General features: G+C 61.1%; 11 protein-coding genes and 4 pseudogenes. 8 read left to right on the top strand and 7 right to left on the bottom strand.

Annotated features, from left to right (window positions below):
- The first annotated feature begins 153 nt into the window (after positions 1-153).
- Positions 154-444, top strand: coding sequence for a winged helix-turn-helix domain-containing protein (locus G9465_RS18150; RefSeq protein WP_166972583.1), 291 nt, complete (start codon positions 154-156; stop codon positions 442-444).
- 77 nt (positions 445-521) lie between these two features.
- Here G9465_RS18150 and G9465_RS18145 read toward each other — a convergent pair.
- Positions 522-915: pseudogene (locus G9465_RS18145) on the bottom strand (winged helix-turn-helix domain-containing protein).
- Positions 916-1,025: 110 nt separating this feature from the next.
- On the opposite strand from G9465_RS18145, the pseudogene G9465_RS18140 reads away from it, so the two are divergent.
- Both G9465_RS18140 and G9465_RS18135 read left to right on the top strand, forming a co-directional pair.
- A pseudogene (locus G9465_RS18140) lies at positions 1,026-1,352 on the top strand (hypothetical protein); the annotation flags it as partial.
- Between the two features lie 116 nt (positions 1,353-1,468).
- Positions 1,469-1,630, top strand: a pseudogene (locus tag G9465_RS18135) (zinc ribbon domain-containing protein); the annotation flags it as partial.
- A gap of 727 nt (positions 1,631-2,357) precedes the next feature.
- Here the strand turns inward: G9465_RS18135 and G9465_RS26420 are convergent.
- From G9465_RS26420 to G9465_RS18120, 3 genes are all read right to left on the bottom strand, one after another.
- A complete protein-coding gene (locus G9465_RS26420) occupies positions 2,358-2,594 on the bottom strand; it encodes a UPF0058 family protein (RefSeq protein ID WP_166972581.1) in 237 nt (78 codons plus the stop codon).
- A 61-nt stretch (positions 2,595-2,655) separates the two neighbouring features.
- On the bottom strand, positions 2,656-5,604 hold the full coding sequence (locus G9465_RS18125; RefSeq protein WP_166972579.1) for a PAS domain S-box protein: 2,949 nt from the start codon (positions 5,602-5,604) through the stop codon (positions 2,656-2,658).
- 399 nt (positions 5,605-6,003) lie between these two features.
- Positions 6,004-7,509: an MEDS domain-containing protein gene (locus G9465_RS18120; RefSeq protein WP_166972577.1), complete on the bottom strand. Its 1,506-nt coding sequence runs from the start codon at positions 7,507-7,509 to the stop codon at positions 6,004-6,006.
- 1,211 nt (positions 7,510-8,720) lie between these two features.
- Between G9465_RS18120 and G9465_RS18115 the strand changes: the two genes are divergently transcribed.
- The 4 genes from G9465_RS18115 to G9465_RS18100 all read left to right on the top strand — a co-directional run bounded on the left by G9465_RS18115 (position 8,721) and on the right by G9465_RS18100 (position 11,124).
- A complete protein-coding gene (locus G9465_RS18115; RefSeq protein ID WP_166972575.1) occupies positions 8,721-8,876 on the top strand; it encodes a hypothetical protein in 156 nt (51 codons plus the stop codon).
- Positions 8,877-9,131: 255 nt separating this feature from the next.
- On the top strand, positions 9,132-9,533 hold the full coding sequence (locus G9465_RS18110) for a plastocyanin/azurin family copper-binding protein (RefSeq protein WP_166972573.1): 402 nt from the start codon (positions 9,132-9,134) through the stop codon (positions 9,531-9,533).
- The gene (locus G9465_RS18105) at positions 9,533-10,171 is read left to right on the top strand and encodes a cupredoxin domain-containing protein (protein ID WP_166972571.1); all 639 of its coding nucleotides are present in this window, start codon (positions 9,533-9,535) and stop codon (positions 10,169-10,171) included. Before G9465_RS18110 ends, G9465_RS18105 begins: the two co-directional genes overlap by 1 nt.
- Before the next feature lie 74 nt (positions 10,172-10,245).
- Complete coding sequence (locus tag G9465_RS18100; protein WP_166972569.1) at positions 10,246-11,124, top strand: universal stress protein; 879 nt, start codon at positions 10,246-10,248, stop codon at positions 11,122-11,124.
- A gap of 113 nt (positions 11,125-11,237) precedes the next feature.
- On the opposite strand, the gene G9465_RS18095 is transcribed toward G9465_RS18100, so the two are convergent.
- Positions 11,238-11,930: a hypothetical protein gene (locus G9465_RS18095; RefSeq protein ID WP_166972567.1), complete on the bottom strand. Its 693-nt coding sequence runs from the start codon at positions 11,928-11,930 to the stop codon at positions 11,238-11,240.
- 106 nt (positions 11,931-12,036) lie between these two features.
- Positions 12,037-12,684: a metal-dependent hydrolase gene (locus G9465_RS18090; RefSeq protein ID WP_166972565.1), complete on the bottom strand. Its 648-nt coding sequence runs from the start codon at positions 12,682-12,684 to the stop codon at positions 12,037-12,039.
- 137 nt (positions 12,685-12,821) lie between these two features.
- Here G9465_RS18090 and G9465_RS25655 point away from each other — a divergent pair.
- A pseudogene (locus tag G9465_RS25655) lies at positions 12,822-13,016 on the top strand (ATPase); the annotation flags it as partial.
- A 172-nt stretch (positions 13,017-13,188) separates the two neighbouring features.
- Here the strand turns inward: G9465_RS25655 and G9465_RS18080 are convergent.
- Complete coding sequence (locus G9465_RS18080; RefSeq protein WP_166972563.1) at positions 13,189-14,964, bottom strand: S8 family serine peptidase; 1,776 nt, start codon at positions 14,962-14,964, stop codon at positions 13,189-13,191.
- Positions 14,965-15,082 lie beyond the last annotated feature (118 nt).

Below are 15,082 nucleotides of genomic sequence, written 5' to 3'. Positions count from 1 at the left end.
AGAAACAGTCGATTACCATCATCTCCCTCCGAATTTGGAGTTGCTTACCCATCTGAACGGTCACAGCTGTTAATCAGCTACCAATCAGTAGATGCGAACTCATCACACAATGGCGGGAGAATACAACCAGTCCTGGCAGAGACGGACCCACCTATGACGTCCGATGAGCAGTGGGACGACGTGAGCTTCGTTATTAGTTCCCGCTACCGCGTTGGCACATTGCAACGCCTCGCGGAAGGCCCTGCAACACCGTCGCTCATCGCTGATGAAACCGGACACAGTATCGCACATATCTCCCGAGCATTCCAAGAACTACGTGATGCGGATCTCATCACGCTCTTGGTCTCTGAAGACCGCCGAAAAGGGCGCGTCTACGGCATTACGGACGCCGGCACGGAGGTCTGGGACACGATCGAAGCCCAGAACATGATCGACGCCGAGTGACAACGGTTCATTGAGAGAAGCGAAACGAACAGCACAGCCGCTTCCGTAGTGCCGCAGCCGATACCGTTGGACTCCGATTACGAGTAGACATCGTTGCACTCGCGTTCGCGGCGCATCAACTCCTCGACGTCATGCTCGAGACTGCCGCGTCCCAGTGCCGTCGGCCGGTAGTACGTGTAGAATCCCTAGCTATCAGCGGTCCGTCGCTGGCGCTTGTCGACGAGCCCAACGTCGACCAGTTCGTCGAGAAGGGGATGGAAGTTGTGGGCTTCTACGTTCGACCGCGGATTTGCGCTCGGCGGCGCTCAGCTCGTCGTTGGCGACGAGCGTGCGCAGGATGCGAAATCGCGTCGGGTGGCCGATCGCCTGTTGCATCGCGAGATACTCCTCGAGCGTCAGCCCGCTCTCCTCGGGAAGCGGCGGCTCCGGCTGGCGAACCTCGTCCGTGGAACGGCGGTCGGTGTCGGCCATTGGGCTGCCTCGGTTCGAGTGTTGTCGCGCCACGTACTTAGTTACTCTCTAGTCGAAAATTCCTGAAAATATCGGTGTTTATAAGGTATCGCTCTGAACCGGAATCTCGAATGCGGGACCGGATTATCGACGATCTCACGCGGGCGGTCGGTGACTCGGTGGTTCTGCCCCCAGTCCGGCGCAAGCAGTTTCTCGTGTATCTGATGGGCCCGTACCGCACGTTCGACGGCGACTCCCTGCTGCCAGCGGATGCCGACGTCGAGACTGACGCGCCGTCGTTCGCGACGTGGGATGCGGCCAGCGGCGAGTACGCTGACGACGACGTCTTGCGTCTCCTCCAGGAGACGCGTGACTGTCTCCGCGACCGCGGCTTCAACGCCTTCCTCGCGATTGACGTCGGAATCCCACTCGACGAGATGGCAGCGACGACTGAGACGACCCGTCGCTGAGTCCGTAATGAGTCCGCTATCGGAGAAGTCTCACCGACGACACTGTCCCGGCCTTTTCTATCAGGAGGGCCGTAGAGAGAGGTACCGGTGGCACAGGCACTGACCATCAGCAGGATGCGGCGTGGCAACAACTCAGCACACTCCTCGAATACAAGACCGACTTGTACGGTACACACGTCGTTCAGGTCAAAGCGGCAGGGACGACAAAGGAGTGCGCGGCGTGTGGTGTTGAGACGGCGAGACCTATCTGGGTGCAGGAACACTCGTCACTCACGGGAAGGGCGGGATTCTCTCGCTGAATCAAAATAGAGACGTTGACTGTCGTTGAGGACGGTTTTCCGAGGAGCTTCTCGGCCAGAATGTCTGTTCACAGGAGAGTTGGGAGCGGAGAGGGAGAGATGAGGAGGGGGCTGGCGTCGTGAGATCAGCCGGTTTCGATGGGTGGGGGTAGTGCCTCTGAACCGGCCACTCTAGTCTATATTTTGACGGTGGGTAGATCTAGTGCCCTAACAATCCGGTGCGGTCAGGACCGCTACTGGGGTGGTGATAGAAAGGCGAGCGCATACCGCGTTCCTGTGAGTCGAGGTGTTCCGACGCCAGTCGTAACGACGAGCCAAACAGGCAGAGGTTGTTGGCACGGTGACACAGCCGTCGAAAACAGCAGTGCTGGACGACCTACCGAAGATCATTGTTCTGGCCGGTGTATTCAAAATTGCTACGGGATCGGTGAGATGCTGGCCTCCAACAGACTGGGGGCGGTGACGAATGCGGTCTGTCCGTCACGTGGCCATGACACATGCCAATGGGGCCTGCATGACCGAGCCACAGCCCAATATTGAGCGAGCAAACGAGTGATTCGCCGGAATATTTCCGGTTCTCTCTGAGTGCGGGTTGGAACCGGAACGCTCTGGTTCAACAGGGTGGGCATCCGGTGGCCGGATACCACGGCCGTCAGACCGTGGAGGGGTCACGTATCGAAGGACTCTGCAGGTGCTAACGGGTATCCGTAGTCGATTGCTCTGTCGCGAGTGTTGCGTTTAACCCTGTTAATAAGTGCCTGATTGCCGTTTTGTGTGTGTCTTTCCGTTCGGCAATCGCTGTGGGTCTGACCCCATAGGCGTCGTACACGTCAAATGCATCTGTGGGGATTGCTATTTCCTCTTGCTCAGCGAGGTGCCGACGTACCAAAACGAGTAGACCATGAATGTGGACGAGTTCGTGCTTTCGCATGGACTAGCACTCACACTGGAGTCCAGTAGCGATACCGCCACAACAATCCGGTATCCGCCTGTCAGGCGCACTCTGTCGGTGTATCGGCGATAGAAGAAACCAGTTTCCCCAGTCCCACGCGGAGATGTTGATGAAATGTTGACGGCGAGATATCCAGAGAGGCAGCGATGTCTTCGCCGGTGCTGTGGCGTGGTTGCTTGAAGAAGCCGGCGAGGTAGGCGGTTTCGAGTGCGTCACGCTGTTTATCTGTCAGGCGGTCAGTAACGGCTGCTTGAAACCGGTGTTCGGTCTGTAGCGGACGGTTGACAGTTTGCTTGCCCTGAAGTTCGACATCGGCACCCATCGCTTCCAAAGCGTCAATCACCCGACTGAGATCGGCAGTTCGGGGGAGATCGATACGAACCGTGCAGTGATCGTTCTCAGCAGTCATATCGGTGACTGTCCCACCGTATTCAGCGATTGTCGTGATGAGCGACGAGTCAGTGATACTCACTTCACAAAGACACTCAGTCGCGTGACTGCTCACCATTCGGACGTGATTGACCATCTCACTTTGATCTGCGAGATCGCGAATTGCTGCGGGTGAGGCATCTGTCACGGTGAAGTATGCGAGATATACGTCGTCACTCCTACCGGCTATGCCATCCAACTTCACGGTCGCGTCGAGTCGACTGGCAGCCTGGATGAAAAACTGCTCTGAGTCTCGAATCGAGAGTGTGAGTTCGAGGACGCTTTCGGCGACGAGCGCATCTTTTCGCTCGGCTGCCGTAATGGCGAAGCCGATAGTTTCGCCGAGATCGACGAAGCTCTCCCGCTGACGGTCGCCAAACGCAGTTGTCGGCGCTGCATACACCACGAGCACGCCGTACAGTACGTCACCATGCTCGATAGGTACGGCCAGTGCCGAGTCGATGTCGGCGCCCTGTAACTGATTGTGACACGCCTCACCAGCCAGATCGTCGAACGGATTCTGGATGACGCAGGCGTCTCGAGTTTCGACTGCTCGTGCTGCGATCTCCCTTGGCGAAGTCCCATCGGTGCTTGCAGTGGATATTCTCGGTACGGCGTCGGGATCGATACCGCCCCCTACCCGTGGGGTCACTGTCTCAGCTGTCTGTGTCTGTTCGCCGATCCAGGCCGCTTGATAGAACTCGGAGGCGGCCAACTGGTCGCAGATGGTTTGCTCGATTTCCGTGCGTGTTGATTCTTCGACCATTGCGTGGACGAGATCTTGTACGAGTTCGTTGAACTGATTCAGTCGCGCCAGTTCAGTCCGCTGTTGCTCGAGTGCTCGTTGACGCTCCTTTCGTTTGGTGATGTCGCGCACGATGCCAGTAAAGAATCGTTGGTTGTCGTATTCGGCTTCACTGAACGAAATCGCCAGCGGGACCTCAGAGCCGTCTGCACGGACCCCCGGGAGTTCGATGTTCGACCAGTCGAGCGTCCGCTCGCCGGTAGTAAGATAGCGTTGCAGTCCGACCCGGTGTTGTGCTGCGAGCTCATCGGCCATCAGTCGCGTCAACGGCTCACCGAGTAATTCGTCAGGTGTGTATCCGAAGATGTCTGTGACTGCGGGGTTTACCGACTGGATGATGCTGTCGTCGTCGATCGTGACGATGACGTCGGTGGCTGCCTCGGTGAGCGTTCGATACTGTTCGAGTTCCTGCTCACGCTCTTTCCGATCGGTGATATCCTGGAAGTAGACTGAGAGACCGGTCTTGGACGGATAGGCGCGGACGGAAAACCACGAGTCCAGTCGCGGGTCGTATTGGTCGAACGAGACCGGTTCTTGTGTTTCCATCGCCGTGTGGAACTCGTCGTAGACCTGCATATCGACTGTGTCGGGAAACTCGTCCCAGATAACAGCCCCGAGCAGGGCTTCTTCGGAGCGGTCGACCAGCGTTTCGGCCCGGGAATTGAGATACGTGAACCGCCAGTCGGTATCGAGCGCGTAGAATCCATCCGAGATGCGCTCGAATCGTTTGCGGGCAGTCACGTCGCGACCTACACCAGCGACACCCCGGACGGTCCCCTCGTCGTCGGTGATTGGTGCGCCGGTGAACTCGTAGGGGAGATACTTCCCGTCTTTTGTGACGAGGTGTGTCTCTCTTGGCTCGATCGACTCTTGATCGAGTATGTGTGCAATCGCTTCGGCGATCTCCACCCTCATCTCCTGTGCGACGAACTCCAGTGGATGCATGTCCGCGATTTCTGTGTCTGTGTATCCGGTGATCTCTGTCACCCGATCATTCCACCAGACCAGCTGACCGTTTTTGTCGAATGCATACAGGAGGTCAGGAATAGCCTCCAACACGTCGTCGATGATCGGTGTGTCCGGTAGCGTGGTGTCACGAGGGATCTGGGTGATCGCATCTGCCTGTTCTTCATCCACGTTGAAGCCAGCATAGAGGCTCTTGGTCGTCGAGAGAGCCGTGTGTCGCAGCCGGTCGCGAACAGCTGTCAGCGAGCGGTTCTCGACGATCAGGAGACGCCAGGCCATGCTGTGGCGGAGCGTTTGCGGGGAGATGTCCGCCGGCTCACTTTGCCCAGCAGGCGTGTAGGGGCGAATCTCAGCAGTGGCGGCGGCTTTGGTAACTACATCCCGGACCGCTTTGGGTGTCAGGTGACCACCGTTTCGCGAGGGGAACAGGACCGTGCTGTCGTCCTCCCGGTTGGAGAGATAAGAGGTGAGTAGTCGAACCGTTCCCAGTGAGTGGGCTGGATCGAGTTCGAGGGTATCCCGTGACGGTGGCGAAGTCTGTCGGCTGTCGGCCTGCTCTGGGTTAGGAAGCTGTATGGTCCCGGTGTCCAGATCGAGATGATTGAGAGTGAGCTGGACGAGTTCACCCACGCGGAGCCCGAGATCGTACAGGAGCGCCACCAGTGCGTCATTACGTTGTCGGTACGGCGACTGAAAGCAGTCGTCGTAGCAGGCAGTCCGAAGTCGCTCGATCTGGTCGGGTTGCAACCACGTCGACGCGTGATCGGTTGCGGTGGTGGATGCAGTCATGTGGGTTGGTCACATCCACAAAGATGATAGGCCCTCTTGAACGTTCGGTTACCTTCAGTCTACAGTTTAAAAATGGCCCGCCCTCTATCTTGAATCAGCGAGAGAATCCCGCCCTTTCCGCGAAGACGGGTGTTCTGACACTCGCTGTCAGAACCGAGGACTGAGCAGGGTGGGAGTGAATCGCGTAAGCCCTGGGCAACAAGCCACTATTGACGCGTCCTGATGAATATTTAACAATACTCATAGAAATTAAATCAGTTTGATATTATGGGGTATATATGGTGAATTTGGTCACAACATGCACTATCACGGGCTTACAGGACCTCCGAACCGCCTTGGCGCAGGTCCTCACTCACCAACGACCGTGAGGGCGTCGTCCGTGACCTTGATGAAGGTGAGTTAACCGTCGGGAGTCTCGGGTGGTTTTCGGGCTTCGACAATCGAGAGGTCCCAGTCAGGATACGGCGGATCATTCCGGCAGGCATAGAAGTGTTCGAGATCGATGTCGTTGTCGTAGGCAGCACGAAGCACCGCGTTCAGTGAGTCGTTAACCGCTCTCCCGTCGGTGGTCGTAGTGAGTGTCTCTTCGGATGAACGATCGGGACTTGATATGTTGGTTTCGAGGGCATGCTGAGTCTGTTTGCGCTCGGTGCTGTCGACAGCCATGGCAACAATGTTGGCGACACTCTGGACGAAGGCAACGTCGTGGTCGGAGAAGTCCTGCTGCTCGCGAGTGTAGACCCCAAGGACCCCCCAAGGATCGTCCTGTGACCCGATGCAGACACTGATCCCGCTGGTCACGCCATGGATGGTGAGAAGCCCCGTCCCACTGAACCGCGAGTCAGTCGCCAGATCTTCGATGATAACTGGCTCTGCTGACTGGAGAGCATAGCCGGTCGGTACGTCGTGGTCAGTACTAACCGCCGCTTCACCAACGATGCCATCCTGCCAGCCGATCCCCTCGCGTACTAGTAACGCTTCGCCGGTAGGCAGTCCCTCCAGTATCGCACAGTAGTCGGTGTTGAGGGTATTGGCCACTTGCTCGGTCACGTCGGTTACCAAGCGATCGGGATCGTGTGCTTCCACCACGCGTTGGCCGAGTTCGGCGACGACCTCCTGCTGGTGTAGCCACGGGTGTCGGTGGTGTTCGCTCTCCTGCAGGGTGGATTGCGCACGGGCACGACTGACCAACTCCTCTACCACCCGATCAACATCCAGCAATGGGTGGTCAGTCCCGACGAACTCCTCTGGCGGGTAATAATAGACGTTCTGGCACACTGTTCCATCGTAAATCACCAACGGGTGGTTTCGGATGACATCTGAGAGAACGTCGGCTGGGAACCGCTCACGGTTGTATTGACACAGAACGACGTAGTCCTCGCCGGGATAGATGGTGTTGAGCATCGCCTCGTACTCGACCAACCGATCGAGAGCCGTCCCTTCGTCAAGGGCCCAGGTCATCTCGGCGGCGGCTCGCACGCCCGCGTAGTTGTCTTCATCCCGCGCCTGGGAGAGCCTCTCCTGCCAGAAGTCAAGCATTGCGTCCTGCTCGAAGGCACCTGTTTGCAGGTATGTATCGGCTTTTGTGTGGATCGAGAGTGCCCCAGAATCGCGTGCAGATGCAACGTCGATTCCACCCTTGCGTAACGCATCCAGAACCTCCTCCCGCGTGTTATCATCGGCAACGTACAGACACCGTTCTCCCCGGTCGAGACCCCGCTGAATGAAGGGGACGACTACGTCGAACTGGTCATTGTGGGTGTCGTAGATGGAGGCGAGGTGGTCGTTTGCTCCCTCCCCTTCATGATACCCATGAACCCCAGTTACGCTCCGCTGCGTGTCCACTGCTCCGAGAGCGCCCTCAAGCCCGAATTTCTCGGTTGTCTCAACCTGGTGTTGACTCATACTGGTTCAGGGCACGAACATCTGTTCGGAGCGCGACAGTGACCGCTCGCACTCACTTCGAACCTGGACTTCTCTCTCGCCATATTTAAGCACCAATTGTTGATTGTTCACGCCCAACATTCATAAGTATTATTTAAAGCACATATTTGACAGTTATCTCAGCCAATGGTGGATCAGCAAGTTCGATCGGCTATCAGCAGATTCGTATTAAAGTGTACACATCGCGCGTCTACGGGATCGGTGGCTGTTCCTGTACCACTTCCCAGACGGGTCGGACCCGTACCAGAATATGCATATGTGACGAACTGAGAGTGGCTGTTGCGGACACCGCTGAAGCCATCACTCTCGGCGTGTCCGCAACCCCCACCTACAATTCCCACCCCACTCGCGCCGGGTGAGTTACCCCGGCGTGCGATTTTGTCTACTGCAGGGACAGACATGGTGCGGTCGAACGGTCTCTAGATCGACCCTCTGTGTTCGACATCCAACCATGATCTGTCTGGGCCGTCGACGAGGTGTCGCAGGTACAGGGCTACGACAGTCCCCCTCAGTGCTGGGTGTAACCACTTCGGGGACACGTAGCTCAAGATGTCGACGGCGGCTCGTCATGCGGAACTGATTCGTCGGCGTAGCACTGTTCGCCACACGACCGACAGAGACGGGTCGGAAGCCACACTCCGAGAGCACCGACGTGGTGGATTCACATCCCGTGTTCAGTATCGAACTCCGCTCTACACGTTGATCTGTCGCCGTCAGAGATACGCTTGGTAAGAGTTGATCTCTGCGTCGAGATCGAACGTTGCTGGCGAGTGCTGCTACATCTCGGGCGTGCACTCCTCGCCAATGGAGACTCCGAGAGCCCTGCTGGTAGCGGCATGCAGTTCCAAGTTACGTCATACACACACAGTCAACGTAGTCGTTCGAAGCCGAGAAATGAAGGTGTCCGCCCCCAGTCGTAATCAATCGTGTGGCGGTGCATCGCCTCGCCGAAGAAGACGACGTCGATGCCGTCGCCGACCTACGGAACCGTTCTCGACACTGTCTCCGGTACAGTCATCACCGAGCGAGAGACGCTCGAAGTGGTCTCTCGGATATTCTCTATGACTAGAACGTCTTCCTCGAAAGACGCCCACTGCGTGATCGTTTTTAGCTGCTCACCGGTGATGGTATACACCCCTTAACAATTACGTACCCGACGAGACAGTGTCTCCATGGGTGAGGTAGCGAACCAGAAGGATGGCGAGTGTGAACAGACGGGTGAAGAGGAGCAGACGGACCAGGAAGTATCCGTCGCACAGATATCTGAAGCCGAGCGTCGGTGTGGTATCTTTCTGAATACCGATTCCGACGCAGAAGAGGCGTCCTGAGGCTTCCCAGAATCGACGAGACCAGCGAGTGCCACAGCGGTCCTCGTAGTACACGGCGAAGGCGCGATGCGAGGGACGCTCGTTCTCGACCGCCGGTGTGGACGGACTACGCGTCCTTGAACGACGTCGTCGGTAGCTACTGGTTCAGCACCTCTATGTCCGATATGCGCCACGCTATCTATAACCATATCTACTTCCTGTTGGGGATCGAACACTACACTCGGAGGTATCACGATGGCTCCAGACAGGCGGACAATGCTCCAGACGACATGCGGCGCGGTGGCCGGGATACTCGCTGGCTGTGCCGGCGGCGGTGGCGGGACATCGGTCGAAGAGACCACGGACGTCGCGATGGTGAACAGTCAGTTCGACCCGCGAAACGTCCACGTCGGGGCGGGCGCGACGGTGACGTGGACGAACGAGGACGGCGACGCTCACACCGTCACCAGTGCCTCGGACAACTGGGATGCGGACGTGGAGGTGCCGGGTGGCGAGACGGCGACGCACACGTTCGATAGCGACGGAGTGTACGACGTGTACTGTCGGTTCCACGGCAGTTCGAGCCTTTCCGGGATGAGTATGCGGGTCGGCGTCGGTGAGGGAACTATCGAGCAACCACTCGGTAGCGGCGGTGGCGACGTTGGGGGTGGGTACTAATGGACAGACGGACGTTTCTGACACGCGGTGCCCTCGTGACGGTGCCGCTGGTCGCGGGGTGTTCCGGACAGGAGGGCGAAGATGGCGGATCACCGGCCGAATCGCCGACAGCGACGGACAGGGAAACGCCGACAGTGACGGAGACGCAAACACCGACAGCGACGGAGACGCAAACACCGACAGCGACGGAGACGCCACCCCAGTCACAGTCCACGACGGCTACAGGGACGCCGACGGCCGGACAGCAGGCGTATCCGGACTACGAGTGGGGGCGACTCTCGGGGGTCGAACCGGACCCGACGACCACGATTCGGATGGCAAACACCGAGTTCCATCCGCTGATCGCCGAGGTCCCGTCGGGTACCGAGGTGACGGTCACCAACGAGGACGCGGCCAGACACACAATAACGGTGCCGGCGCTGGACGTCGACGAGACGGTCGATAGCGGCGGATCGGTGTCGTTTACGGTCCAGCAGACCGGGACGTTCGACTACGTCTGTACGTTCCACCCGCCGCAGATGCTCGGGCGACTCGTCGTCACGGCGGCCGAGCAGACGCCAACCACGTCGACGGCGACGGAGACACCCACGGAGACAGCTACGCCGACGCCGATACCGGACGACGACGGCGGCTACTGACATCAGCACGGTGTGATTCTCCGACATGCCGCTGCAAGTGAATACTTTTGTCAGTGTGGTGCTAACAATGAACAATGGCGACCGACCCAGCAGCGACCGACTATCGAGTCGCCGTCTCGGTGGCTGAATCCGATCAAATCGGGCAGTTGATGCGGACGGCCATCGATATCGCCCGCGACCGCGACGGGGACGTCTTCGTCATTAGCGTCGTTGGCGAGTCCCGGTCGTCGCCGTTCTGGGTGTTCCGCGACGAGGTCATCAAGGAGGAGTTCAGCGGCGACCGCCGCGAGCTACTCGACCGCGCCATCGCCATCGCCGAGGGAACCAACGTCGACGTAGACGGACGCCTCGTCGTCGCCGACAGCGTCGCCAGCGGCATCCTCACGGCGGCGACGGACTGCGACGCCGACGCGATACTGATGGGCTGGCACGCGCGTCGCCACAGCGACATCCTGATGGGACACATCGTCGACGACGTTGTGGCCTCAGCTCCCTGTGACGTCCTCGTCGAGAAGATCGGTCCGACCGCGAACGGCGTCGAGACCATCTGCCTTCCTGCTGGACCCGGGGCGCACACGGCCCTCGCGGCGGGGGTGTGCCATGCCATCGCCCGCGCGAACGAGGCCCGCGTCGACGTGCTCAGAGTGGTGGCACCGGACGCCTCCGACGAGACACGCGAGGAGGCCGAGACGCTCGTTGCGGAGGCAGCGTCCGCCGTCGGAGACGTGGCCACGACGACGAACGTAGTGGAAGGCGAGGACGTCGCCGAGACGCTGGTCTCGGCTGCCGAGGAGCGGGACGTAACCGTCATCGGTGGCGGAGGCGGCAGTCGACTCCGCCGAGTCGTCGTCGGGTCGACCGCCCGCACGGTCGGCCGGCGCGCCGAGACGACCGTCATCGTCGCCACGCGCCCGCAGGGGGCGCGGTCGTGGCTCGCTCGCCGTCTCTCGTGATTTCGACCGCGGGAAGCGCCGTTTCGGTGTCGCCCGTCTCTATCGCGTCGGCGTTCGGCGCGTCTTTGCCCTCACTATCGGCGTCGGCGAGCACCAGATACCGCCCAACGGCGTCACCCGTCCGACTCGACGTAGAGGCCCAGCGCTATCACCACCGACCCGACGGTGACGACGCCACCGGTCCAGGCGAGTAACGCCTGCGTCGCGTCGGGGAAGCGTTCGGCCAGAGCGACGAACACGCGCACGTCCAGTGCGACCACGACGAGAGCGCCCACGAGGTCGAAGGCGAGGTCGAAGGCCGTGTCTCGCCAGCCGTAGTGGACGAGTACTGGCTCGATACCGTAGCGCTTGCCGACGGCCCGCGCGACCAGTTCGACCAGTTCCCAGAAGACGCCGACGAGGAACGTGTAGACGACGGCCGTGACGGCGATGGCGAGCGGCGAGAGCGTCAGCGCCGCGTCGGTGGCGACGGCGACGACGAGGCCGGCGTACAGTAGCGCGGCGACGAGCGCGGCAGAGACGGTGTGAGTGAGGTGGTCCCACCACCAGACGGACTCGTAGGGGCCGAGCATCCCCACCGAGTGCAGGAGGCCGGCGACGGTGACCCACAGCGGCAGCGCCGGCGTGTCGACGGCGAGCCATGGCGACTGGAAGCCCCCGGCGACGAAGACCGAGCACAGGGCGAGGACGAGCGACACCAGCGCGTTCACTATCGCGGCGCCGTTCCGGCGGTGAACGGCGACGACGAGCAAGAGCGTGAGCACGCCAAGGAGGACAGCCAGTACTCCGTTCGATTCCCCTACCATCGGTACGAACCGCCGCTACCGGAGTTCGACACTGAGCCGGCATGACTCTTTGGCCCGCCGGGACGCGATAGTCGCACTCTCGCCGACGTAGGGACCCACGTGTGGCCTACCTTGATGTCGTCTGTTCGGCGGCCGAGTGCGACCGCAGGTACCGCTCCGGGACTCGCGTGCGTACGCACCGGGGAAGTGCCGGGAGGACACTGCCGAGTATCGCGTCGGCGATGGCCGGCAAGACGCGCCGGAGTGCGGTGTAGACGACCGCCACGCCCAAGCTAGCGGCGACGACGCCCTCCAGCACGCCCTCGACGTTCCAGACGAGCGGGACCGAAAGCGCCGTCGAGAGCAGGAGGTCGCCCGGCGACCCGTCGTAGCGGACCCAGCGACGGGGTTCGAGCCACCGGCTGTTGTAGTGGTCGTACACCGCACGGTCGGACGTCGCCTCCCACGGCCGCAGTTCGAGGCCGCCGCCGAAGACGTCGGCGACGCTGTGGGTCGCCGCGCCGAGGAGCAAGACGGCCGCGCCGACGGTCAGAGCCGACGGAAGCAGTGATGCGAGGACGAGCGTCCCGGAAGCGAAGGCGGCGTAGTACACCGGATAGTGGAGCGTTCGACGGTGGCCGACGTACATATCGAGGTCGGGGAGGATCCCGCCGAGCAAGCCCGCGACGAGGGCCACGCCGGCGAACTCCGGGACGGCGTACCCGGCCGCCAGACCGAGGAGCATACCCGCCAGCGCGTGGGTCGGCAGCATCATCGGGTTGTTGCATACACGACAGAATCAATTGAACCTGTCGGTGGTTTCGGGGCATGCCGTCAGGCGCCCAATCAACGTCTGTCCCGAGTAAGCCGGTGAGCCCGCTATCCCTCTGTGACCGTTCGAGGAGTACGGGCATAGACGTTGAGGCCGTCGCGGACCACTGCGGGACCGTTCTGGACGCCGTCTCGGCGGCGGTCATCGTCGGGCGAGAGACGCTCGAAACCGTTCTCTCGGGCTTTCTCGCTCGCGGGCACGTCCTGCTCGAAGACGTTCCGGGGACCGGCAAGACACTCACCACGGAGGCGGCGGCAGACTCCGCCGGGTCGTCTCGGGTCGACCGCTCGCACGGTCGGCCAACGCGCCGAGACGACCGTCATCGTCGCCACTCACGCGCAGGGGCCCCGTTCGTGGCTCGCTCGCCGGCTCTCGTGAGTCGACGGGGTCAGAGGTCATCTGCCGAAGTGTGCGTACAGCACCGATAGCACAGTCTGGTCGAACGCCTTAGCTCCCGTCTTCGCCCTCCGTGGCAGTCGCAGACGCGGTGTTGCCGGCGGCGTCGGTCACCACGAGTTCGACCTCGTAGGTGTGGCCGTTGTTCTCGTCGAATTTGGCGGAGAGACTGTTCGTACCGGAGGCGTCCGACCCGCTGACGTCGACGCTTGCCGTGTCTTCGGTGGCTCCCGTGTCAGTGTCGGTGAGCGTCAGGTCGACCGTCTGAAGGTCACTGTCAGAGTCGCTGACGCTCCACGAGGCATCGAAGTCGGCGTGTGGGTTGCCACCGCTGTTGTCTTCGCGCAGCGAGAGGCTGTCGACGGCGAGGGTGCTCTCGGTGTTGTCGGTCGTGACGGTGATGCTCGCGCTGGTCGTGTTGCCGGCCGAGTCCGTCGCGCTGGCGGTCAGGCTGTGGTCACTGTCCGAGACACCCGTGGTGTCCCATGAGTCCTCATAGTTCCCTGACGTAGAGTTGTAGCTGGTCGAGCGTTCGGTCCCATCGTCGATAGTGTACGTCACATCGAGGGAGTCGTCGCTGTCCTCGCTGTCGCTGGCGTCGATCTGGACCGTGACCGTCCCCGAAATCGTCTCACCGTCAGAGGGCGTGACCCACGACACGGTCGGCGACGCGTCGACAGATCCCGACACCGCGGCTTCGACGTCCAGCAGGCCGTTCCCTTGCTCACTGTCCGACAGACCGATGTCCTCCGCCGTATCGTTGAGTTGCGCGCGCGTGTCGGTGTGCCCGTAGCCCTGTGCCATCAGTTGCCCGCCAGCGCCGCTGACGTGCGGGCAGGCCATCGACGTGCCCGAGAGCGTCCGGTAGCTGCCGCCGGCGTACGTGGAGTAGACGTCGACGCCGGGCGCGGCGAGTTCGATGTCGCTGCCGTAGTTCGAGAAACTCGCGAAGCCGTCGGTGTCGTCGGTGGCGCTTATCGCCATCACCGTCGAGTAGGTGGCGGGCGCCGTCCCCTCAACGTCGCTGCCGTCGTTCCCTGCGGCGGCGACGAGCAGGACGCCTCTGTCGTAGGCGTACTGACAGGCGTCTTTGATCGTACTCGATTTCGGGCCGCCGAGGCTCAGGCTTCCGACGTCGTAGCCCTGGTTTGCGACCCACTCGAGGCCGGCGGCGACGTCGGAGTAGGACCCGCTTCCGTTCTTGTCGAGCACCTTTACCGCGTGTAGCGTCGCTGCCGTACTCACGCCGACGACACCCTCGCCGTCGTTCACCGCGTCGGCGGTCCCCGCGCAGTGGGTCCCGTGGCCGTTGTCGTCGTCCCACGCCTCGGCGTAGGGGCCGCGCGACTTCACGAACGCCTTGCCCGTGCCGAGATTCGCCTGGAGGTCGGGATGGTTCGAGTCGATGCCGGTGTCGAGTATCGAGACGTCCGCGCCGTCGCCGGTAGCGCCGTCGGATTGGGCCTTCTCGGCGTCGATCCGGTCGACGCCCCACGGGACTTCGGGGTCGCCGGAGTCGATGCTGATGGCGTGCATCTCGCCGTCAACCTCGATGTAGCGTACATTCGGGTTCCGCGCGAGGTTGTCGAGTGCGTCCTCGGAGAACTGGCCCGCGACGGCCTGTCCGATATCGCCGAAGTCGAGAACCCGAAAGACCGAATCGGCCCTGCGCTTTGCTGCGTCAGTCGCGGCCCGCGTACTCGTCCCGACGATGTGTCGGTCCGCGTCGACGGCGCCAGCAGTACCCGTTCCGAGCGTCAGTGTTCCGATGCCGACTGCGCCGAGTCCGTATAGCAATTCACGTCTGCATACCTCTGGACTATCCATGGTTGGTAAACACAATCATACCGCTTAGACATTGCGACCCTATGCTCGGCCTAGTCATCTCCTTCCCCTACGACAGTCTCGGCTGTCGGTTCAGGTCCGAGTGCGACGGCGTGGCCGA

Origin of the sequence: Haloarcula sp. JP-L23, from assembly GCF_011602445.1 — an archaeon.
Classification (GTDB): domain Archaea; phylum Halobacteriota; class Halobacteria; order Halobacteriales; family Haloarculaceae; genus Haloarcula; species Haloarcula pellucida.
This window is presented reverse-complemented; position numbering and strand designations above follow the sequence as displayed.

Coding starts and splice junctions, on each gene's coding strand:
- G9465_RS26420 (WP_166972581.1), bottom strand. CDS start 2,594: ATGCGAAAGCACGAACTCGTCCACATTCATGGTCTACTCGTTTTGGTA.
- G9465_RS18090 (WP_166972565.1), bottom strand. CDS start 12,684: ATGATGCTGCCGACCCACGCGCTGGCGGGTATGCTCCTCGGTCTGGCG.
- G9465_RS18115 (WP_166972575.1), top strand. CDS start 8,721: ATGGGTGAGGTAGCGAACCAGAAGGATGGCGAGTGTGAACAGACGGGT.
- G9465_RS18110 (WP_166972573.1), top strand. CDS start 9,132: ATGCTCCAGACGACATGCGGCGCGGTGGCCGGGATACTCGCTGGCTGT.
- G9465_RS18150 (WP_166972583.1), top strand. CDS start 154: ATGACGTCCGATGAGCAGTGGGACGACGTGAGCTTCGTTATTAGTTCC.
- G9465_RS18105 (WP_166972571.1), top strand. CDS start 9,533: ATGGACAGACGGACGTTTCTGACACGCGGTGCCCTCGTGACGGTGCCG.
- G9465_RS18120 (WP_166972577.1), bottom strand. CDS start 7,509: ATGAGTCAACACCAGGTTGAGACAACCGAGAAATTCGGGCTTGAGGGC.
- G9465_RS18095 (WP_166972567.1), bottom strand. CDS start 11,930: ATGGTAGGGGAATCGAACGGAGTACTGGCTGTCCTCCTTGGCGTGCTC.
- G9465_RS18125 (WP_166972579.1), bottom strand. CDS start 5,604: ATGACTGCATCCACCACCGCAACCGATCACGCGTCGACGTGGTTGCAA.
- G9465_RS18100 (WP_166972569.1), top strand. CDS start 10,246: ATGGCGACCGACCCAGCAGCGACCGACTATCGAGTCGCCGTCTCGGTG.
- G9465_RS18080 (WP_166972563.1), bottom strand. CDS start 14,964: ATGGATAGTCCAGAGGTATGCAGACGTGAATTGCTATACGGACTCGGC.